This window comes from Methanocorpusculum sp. GPch4 (genome assembly GCF_012062385.1).
Taxonomy (GTDB): Archaea; Halobacteriota; Methanomicrobia; order Methanomicrobiales; family Methanocorpusculaceae; genus Methanocorpusculum; species Methanocorpusculum parvum.
In genome coordinates this window covers 20928-27261 of the sequence record NZ_SIJA01000043.1, presented here as the reverse complement: position 1 = coordinate 27261, position 6334 = coordinate 20928, and the positions used below count along the sequence as shown (strand labels likewise).

Sequence of the window (6334 nt, the reverse complement as noted above, 5' to 3'; positions counted from 1 at the left end):
TGCTCTCCGCTTCGCTTCGCTCACTTGTTCGCAAATCAGAGATTTGCTCTCCGCTTCGCTTCGCTCACTTGTTCGCAAATCAGAGATTTGCTCTCCGCTTCGCTTCGCTCACTTGTTCGCAAATCAGAGATTTGCTCTCCGACCCGCTTCGCTCACTTGTTCGCAAATCAGAGATTTGCTCTCCGACTCGGGTCTACGACCCTCGCTTGACGGCTCACCCCGCATCTTAAATATTTTCCACACCCAATGGAATCACATATGGACACCTTCTCCGCCATCCTCGCCGAATACACAACCCTCGCGAAAACCGATCCCCTCGGAACATGGATCCTCTTCGAAAACACCTCTCTTGCAAACACCGCCGTACAAAAACTCCGCGAAGGAGGCGCCATCCTCCAAAACCACATAACAACCGTCAAAGGCCTTGCAAAAAGCATCCTTGCAACCCTCTCCCCAGCCACGCGGATCATCGACCCCGAAGAACAGCACCTCCTCTTCGCCCGCATCGGCGCAGACGTGCTCGGAAAAAAACGCATCACCGACACCCAGACCGAAAACCTCGTCAACCTCTTCATCACCCTCAAAACCAACAAACTCGCCCTCCCAGCCGGAGAAGACAAATTCAACGACTTCCGGGAAATATTCCGGCAATATGAACAATTCTGTGAAGAAGAAAACTGCTGCGACTCCATCCTCGCCATCGAACGGGCCGCACGCGTCGCCGGCGAAATGGAAATCGGCACCGTCCTCTGCTATGCATTGTACAAACCAACCCTCCTCGCCGTCGATCTCCTCCTTGCCCTCAAAGGCGTCATCATAACCCGGCCGCCGGCAGCCGAAAACCTCACCCTCCTCCCGGAAACATGCAGAGGTGTCTTTCACTACACCGACACCCGGACCGAACTCCGCTCCGCTCTCGAATCCATCGCCGCACTCATCGAATCAGGCGTCCGGCCAAAAGACATCGCTCTCCTTACGCCCTCCCTCCCGTCCGCCCTCCCCCTCCTCGACGAACTCGTCCCCGACTTCAGCGTTCTCCGGGAGGGAACACGGCACCCCCTCCGGTTCACCGCCGGCGAAGACATCCCGATCGAAAACCTCCCGCCTGTCCGCTCTGCCCTCGCCTGGCTCGCCGCATTCGCCTTTGACTGTAAAATCGACGACCTCAAGATCATCATCGAAAGCCCCTACTTCGCCCTGAAAAAGGACTGGCTCACCGCCGGCAGACTCGAAAAAGCCGGCATCATCACCAAAACCGAAAAAGGCAGGGCCGCCTGGCGGACCGTCGCCGAACGGCTCGCCTCTGCCCGGAAAAAAGAGATCAGCGAACAGGACGCCGCATTCCAGGCAAGCCTCGACCGGCTCATTGACCGGCTCGACGCAAACCTCAAACACGCCGGCAGTCTTGCCGGACACTGCCGGGCCTTGAAAGCCGACCTTGCCGCACTTGGATGGAACGACATTCCGATGAAGCCGCAGGACGAAGCGGCCCGTCACGCCTTTTTACGCCTGCTCGACAAACTCGCCCTCACCTCGCTTTCGGAGACCCCGTACACCGCCCGCGAATTCTACGCCATGCTCTGCCGGTTCTGTGAAAAAACCACCAGGATACGCTATCCCGAATCAGGGGACGCCTTCTTCGCAGGCGATCTGCGCTCAGTCGCCGGCACGAAGATACCCTGCGTCTTTATTACCGGCCTCTCCGCCGACCGGATCCCGAGGATCGAGGCCTCCATCCCTCTCCTGAACGCTCAGGAGACCGCCCGCATCCAGCCGGACAGAGTCCAGAATCTCCTGGATGCGAGCAGATACTACTTCCACGCCGCCATCCTTGCCGCCGAAAAACAGCTCATCCTTTCCTGCGCCGGTCACGACGGAGAAAAAAGCCTGACCCCGTCCCCCTACCTCACCCGTCTCGCCGAACCGGAAGAGAAAAGCCCGGGATTTCCGGCCCATTCGATGACCGCAAACCAGACGAGGGCCGGGGAACTGCTCGCCGCCGGCAGGGAAAACGAATGCGCCGGCCTTTTCGGTATCCCCTCGCTGGAGGCCGCGGCGGAGATCATCGGGATCGAGACGGTGGAGCGGACAGGACCGCCGGGCATCTACGATGCGGAATTTTCCGGCGACAAAATCGCCGAAGCATTCGCCGCGGCCTACACGGAAAAGACCGAGTTCGCCCCGACCGTCCTCGAACGCTACCGGGAATGCCCGTTCAAATGGTATCTCACCGACCACCTCCGTCTCGAAAGCCCCGCGGACTTCAGTGCGGAGAGGATCATTGTAGGTACCGTCATGCACAAAGCGATGGAGCGGTTTTTCCGGGAATTCAAACAGCCATTAACCGAAGAAAACCGGGAAAGTGCCGTATCCGTCCTCAAAGAGATCGTCAAAACCGAGTTCAATGAACGAAACATCAAAACCCCCTCCTGGCAGGCGATGCTAAACGGCTATCTTGGGGAAGGAGAGCTGGAAAGCAGCATTGAAAAGATCATCGGACTCGAGATCGGATTCTATACTGAAGGATACCGGACCCCGGAAGAGTGGCTCGAACGAACCGTTGCTGCCAATATCATCGACGAACAGTTCACCGTCTCGGGCCGCGTGGACCGGGTGATGTTCAACGAACGGACCCGGGAGTTCATGGTCGTCGACTACAAAACCGGGAAGTCGAAGACCCATAAGGAACTGATCGAGGGAAAAGCCCTTCAGATCCCGCTCTACACAGAAGCCGTCTCTCAGGAAACCGGCTTCCCGGCAAAACCGGGAACATATCTCTCCATCTCAGACGATGATGCAGCTGATAATAACCCGTATTTTTCTGGGAAAAAACAGGAAAGCGTGGAGGAGATCCGGGATCTGGCATTCAAAACCTGCCTGGACATTCGCGAACTGATGAAGACCGGGCAGTGCGCCCCGATCTCTGCAAACGAATGCCCTGATAAATACTGCCCGTACAAACGGATCTGCAGGTTCGCTGCGTTCAGGGAGGGGGAAGCATGACTCCGGATCTGACCGAAGCCCAGAAACTGGCACTCGTGATGGAAGAAAGTATCTGCGTGACCGCAGGCGCCGGGACCGGGAAGACGTATCTTTTGATCCAGAGATATCTTGCCTCGCTCAGATACCGGCGGGAAACCGAGAAAACCGGGGCGGGAGATATTCTCGCTCTGACCTTCACCGACAAGGCGGCCGCCGAGATGCGGACGAAAATCGGCACGGTTCTCCGTGACGACCCTTCCCTTCAGGATGCATGGGAGAGTTTTTCCCGATGCAATATCAGCACATTCCACGGGTTCTGCCTCTCTCTCCTCAAAGAGTTCGCCTACGAGGCAGGACTCGACGCGGGATTTTCCGTGATGGACGAACTCGACCGGCACGAACTCGTGACCGGTACGATCCATGAGATGCTGGAACATCCCCCGCGGGACCTTTTCAATGACACCGTGCTGCTGTTCACCCATCTCCATGAATCAACCATCGCCAAATACATCAGGATCCTGCTGCCAAAATGGGACGAAGCAAAAGAGTGGTTTGCCGGACTGGAAAATGACCCTGCCGGTGTTCTGTCCGTCTGGCAGGACGCTTATATCGAGAACGTTGAGGACAAGATATTTGCCGAAAACGAAGGATTCGAGACGTTTGCAGAGATTCTGAAGACCGGAACAAAGCAGGAGATCCTCTGGTCTCTGCGGGATTGGATCTGCACCGATCCAAAAATTTCCGCACTTATTTTCGAGATAGAAGCGGCAGGCTATCCGAAGAGCACGAACATGTACAAACTCGGGGAGCGTGCAGCCGCGTTAAGAAAGGCTGAACAGCGCGATCTGGACAAATGTTTCGCAGAGCTGACGAGATCCGTCACCCCAAAGGAGGAAAAGCCGCTTTCGGCAGACCTTCTCGAGCATTTCTTTGCCGTACAGAAGATACTCGCGTCGCTTCCGACACTGCCGGCAGCCGGTGACCCGAGTACAAAAATCATCCTTGAGGTCCTGACCTCCCTTGGGAAGATCACCCGGGCGATCCGCCAACAGATCGAATCGGAAAAGGAGCGCATAGGGGTGCTCGACTTCGATGACCTAATCAGAAAAACGCTGGACCTCATCAAAAACGGGGAGATCCAGAGAACGCTGAACGCGAGATACCGATACATCCTCATCGACGAGGTCCAGGATAACGACCCGGCACAAACAGAGATCATCAAGATCCTCTGCGGCGACCCGAAGGAGAACAACCGGCTGTTCATCGTCGGGGACGCGAAGCAGTCGATCTATCTTTTCAGAGGAGCGGACGTCTCGGGATTCAACGCCTTCCAGAAGGTTTTCGCGAAAAAACCGGTGGAACTCGACACGAGTTTTCGAACCGTTCCCGAGATAATCGGTCTGGTGAATCATGTGTTCAAAACCATTTTCAGAGACCCGACGGAGATCTGGGATGCAGGATACGGCGAGCTGACGGCCCACAGAGAAGGCCAGAACGGGTCGGTGACTATTCTCAGGCCGCAGGGTGAAGGGAACAAGGCGGAGATGATGATCAACGAGGCGAAACTCCTCGCATCCTGGATCTCTGATTCCATATCGAAGGAGAGACTCGCCGTTTATGAGAAGGACGGCACCTCGCGGCCCGCACGGTTCGGAGACGTCGCGATCCTCATCGAGGCACGGACCCATATGGACAAACTCCGGTATGCTCTGGAACTCTACGGGGTCCCGTATACCGAAGAGAAGGGGCGCAGTTTCTACGAAAAACAGGAGGTGTTCGACTTCACGAATCTCTTAAAGGCGATCGTGTATCCCGAGGAGGACATTTCGCTCTACGGCGTGCTGAGATCTCCCTACTTCGGGATCTCGGACGCGGAACTATGCCGGGCCGCATCAAACAGCGGGGGGGCGCTGATTTGGCGGCTGCGGAAATATGCGGCCGAACATCCCGACTCGAAGATCGGGAAAGCGGTCGGAGATCTCGCCCGCTGGCATGCGGAGATCGGGGGCGAACCGTTGGTTCCCTTCCTTTCCCGGCTGATCGCGGAGTCGGGGATCGCGGCGGTCTACGGAGGGCTCCCGTTCGGGCGGGAAGCGGCCGCCAATCTGGAGAAGCTGATCGGAATCGCCCGTTCGCGTTCGATGAACCGGCCGTTTTCGGTGTATGAGTATCTCGGGATCCTGGACACCTGCATGGAGGAGGAGTTCGATGAGCGGGAGGGAACGATCGCAGGCGGGGAGGACGACCGCGTGAAGATCCTGACGGTGCATTCCGCAAAAGGGCTGGAGTATCCGGTTCTTGCTCTCTGTTTTGCCGGGAATGAGAATAAGCTGAGGGTCCCGGAGCTTATGTTCGATGCGAAGCTGGGTGCCGGAATCTCGCTGAAGCTTGCGGGAGAGAAAACCGGGGAAACGTTTGTGAAGGTGTGTCTTGCTCCAAAAGAGAGGGAAAAGCTGCTTGCGGAGCGGAAACGGCTGTTTTACGTTGCGATGACACGGGCACGCGATCATCTGGTGATCTCGGGAACGAATGGAAAAGAAGGACCGGGGGCGAACTCGTTTCTTTCGATGTATGACGCGGGAATAGGCGGATATCCGTATCTTCCGGAGCTGATCACCGAGGTGATCACGGAGCCGGGTGAACTTTCCCGGATCCGGCCTAAGGTCCCTGACGGCTGGACGGATACTCCTCTGCCGGCAAAAGAGGAGGGGGCTCTCCAAAGCCTGACCGCGGCCGTGAAAAACCGTGCCCCGTCAGCTGTGGAAGAGGCCGCGATGCTGCGGGGAACGGCTCTTCACGAGGTGTTTGAGGGAAAGCCGGCCGAGGCAGTGGTGAAACGCTACGGACTTCACCCCGCGGCGGCGGAAGAGTTTGCGGCGAAGTATGCGGCGTTTCTTGCGTCGCCCGTTATGCAGAATGCGGTTAAAAGCATCTGCGAGCAGGAGGTCGCGTATTCCTTCGAGGGAGCGCCGCTGAACGGCGTGATCGACCGGCTCGTTCAGTATGCGGACGGGAGCTGGATGATCATCGATTACAAGACAGGTAAGCCTTCGGCGAGGGAGCTGGAGAGATACGAGAGCCAGCTCGCGGTGTATTTCCTGTGGGCGAAACGTCTGTTCGGGACGGATCCGGGCGTGTGTTTATATTTCGCTGACCAGAATGAGGTCGTGCCGTTTACGATGGATGAGGAGCGGGCAAAGGGGCTGGTGGCGGAGAAGATGGGGGAAAGAGGAGTGGAGTGAGGAACTCCCAATTACTAATCTATTACTAATATCTGTCAAATTAGTAATTGGACAAACACACGTTTCGCACTTTACTCATACAGGTGTTTTTCAATAGGACTTACGCGATG

Annotated in this window: 2 protein-coding genes; both read left to right on the top strand. The window is 56.8% G+C overall.

Translation table 11 applies throughout. The features are described from left to right. Window positions 1–258: 258 nt before the first annotated feature. A complete protein-coding gene (locus EYA77_RS04055) occupies window positions 259–3003 on the top strand; it encodes a PD-(D/E)XK nuclease family protein (RefSeq protein ID WP_167815941.1) in 2745 nt (914 codons plus the stop codon). Next, window positions 3000–6224 (top strand): exodeoxyribonuclease V subunit beta, encoded by a 3225-nt coding sequence (locus EYA77_RS04050; protein ID WP_167815940.1) that lies wholly within the window; start codon window positions 3000–3002, stop codon window positions 6222–6224. The genes EYA77_RS04055 and EYA77_RS04050 overlap by 4 nt, the downstream gene beginning before the upstream one ends. The last annotated feature ends 110 nt before the right edge of the window (window positions 6225–6334 follow it).